1 rRNA gene is annotated in these 1,542 nt (G+C 60.4%); it reads left to right on the top strand.

From position 1 onward, the window contains the following. Window positions 1-4 precede the first annotated feature (4 nt). A 16S ribosomal RNA gene (locus tag BW14_RS11700) occupies window positions 5-1,529 on the top strand. Window positions 1,530-1,542 lie beyond the last annotated feature (13 nt).

Below are 1,542 nucleotides of genomic sequence, written 5' to 3'. Positions count from 1 at the left end.
TTTTTTTGTGGAGGGTTCGATTCTGGCTCAGGATGAACGCTGGCGGCGTGCTTAACACATGCAAGTCGAACGGGATCCCTGGTTTCGGCCGGGGTGAGAGTGGCGAACGGGTGAGTAATGCGTGACCAACCTGCCCCATGCTCCGGAATAGCTCCTGGAAACGGGTGGTAATGCCGGATGCTCCGATGGGCCGCATGGCTTGTCGGGAAATGCTTTCGTGGCATGGGATGGGGTCGCGTCCTATCAGCTTGACGGCGGGGTGACGGCCCACCGTGGCTTTGACGGGTAGCCGGCCTGAGAGGGCGACCGGCCACATTGGGACTGAGATACGGCCCAGACTCCTACGGGAGGCAGCAGTGGGGAATATTGCACAATGGGCGCAAGCCTGATGCAGCGACGCCGCGTGCGGGATGGAGGCCTTCGGGTTGTAAACCGCTTTTATCGGGGAGCAAGCCTTCGGGTGAGTGTACCCGGTGAATAAGCGCCGGCTAACTACGTGCCAGCAGCCGCGGTAATACGTAGGGCGCAAGCGTTATCCGGATTTATTGGGCGTAAAGGGCTCGTAGGCGGTTCGTCGCGTCCGGTGTGAAAGTCCATCGCTTAACGGTGGATCCGCGCCGGGTACGGGCGGGCTTGAGTGCGGTAGGGGAGACTGGAATTCCCGGTGTAACGGTGGAATGTGTAGATATCGGGAGGAACACCAATGGCGAAGGCAGGTCTCTGGGCCGTTACTGACGCTGAGGAGCGAAAGCGTGGGGAGCGAACAGGATTAGATACCCTGGTAGTCCACGCCGTAAACGGTGGATGCTGGATGTGGGGCGCGTTCCACGCGTTCCGTGTCGGAGCCAACGCGTTAAGCATCCCGCCTGGGGAGTACGGCCGCAAGGCTAAAACTCAAAGAAATTGACGGGGGCCCGCACAAGCGGCGGAGCATGCGGATTAATTCGATGCAACGCGAAGAACCTTACCTGGGCTTGACATGTTCCCGACGGCCGTGGAGACACGGTTTCCCTTCGGGGCGGGTTCACAGGTGGTGCATGGTCGTCGTCAGCTCGTGTCGTGAGATGTTGGGTTAAGTCCCGCAACGAGCGCAACCCTCGCCCCGTGTTGCCAGCGCGTTATGGTGGGAACTCACGGGGGACCGCCGGGGTTAACTCGGAGGAAGGTGGGGATGACGTCAGATCATCATGCCCCTTACGTCCAGGGCTTCACGCATGCTACAATGGCCGGTACAGCGGGATGCGACACGGTGACGTGGAGCGGATCCCTGAAAACCGGTCTCAGTTCGGATCGGAGCCTGCAACCCGGCTCCGTGAAGGCGGAGTCGCTAGTAATCGCGGATCAGCAACGCCGCGGTGAATGCGTTCCCGGGCCTTGTACACACCGCCCGTCAAGTCATGAAAGTGGGCAGCACCCGAAGCCGGTGGCCTAACCCGTATGGGGGGGAGCCGTCTAAGGTGAGGCTCGTGATTGGGACTAAGTCGTAACAAGGTAGCCGTACCGGAAGGTGCGGCTGGATCACCTCCTTTCTACGGAGATTTT

It is taken from the genome of Bifidobacterium sp. UTBIF-68, from assembly GCF_006408855.1.
Lineage (GTDB): Bacteria > Actinomycetota > Actinomycetes > Actinomycetales > Bifidobacteriaceae > Bifidobacterium > Bifidobacterium reuteri.
This window is presented reverse-complemented; position numbering and strand designations above follow the sequence as displayed.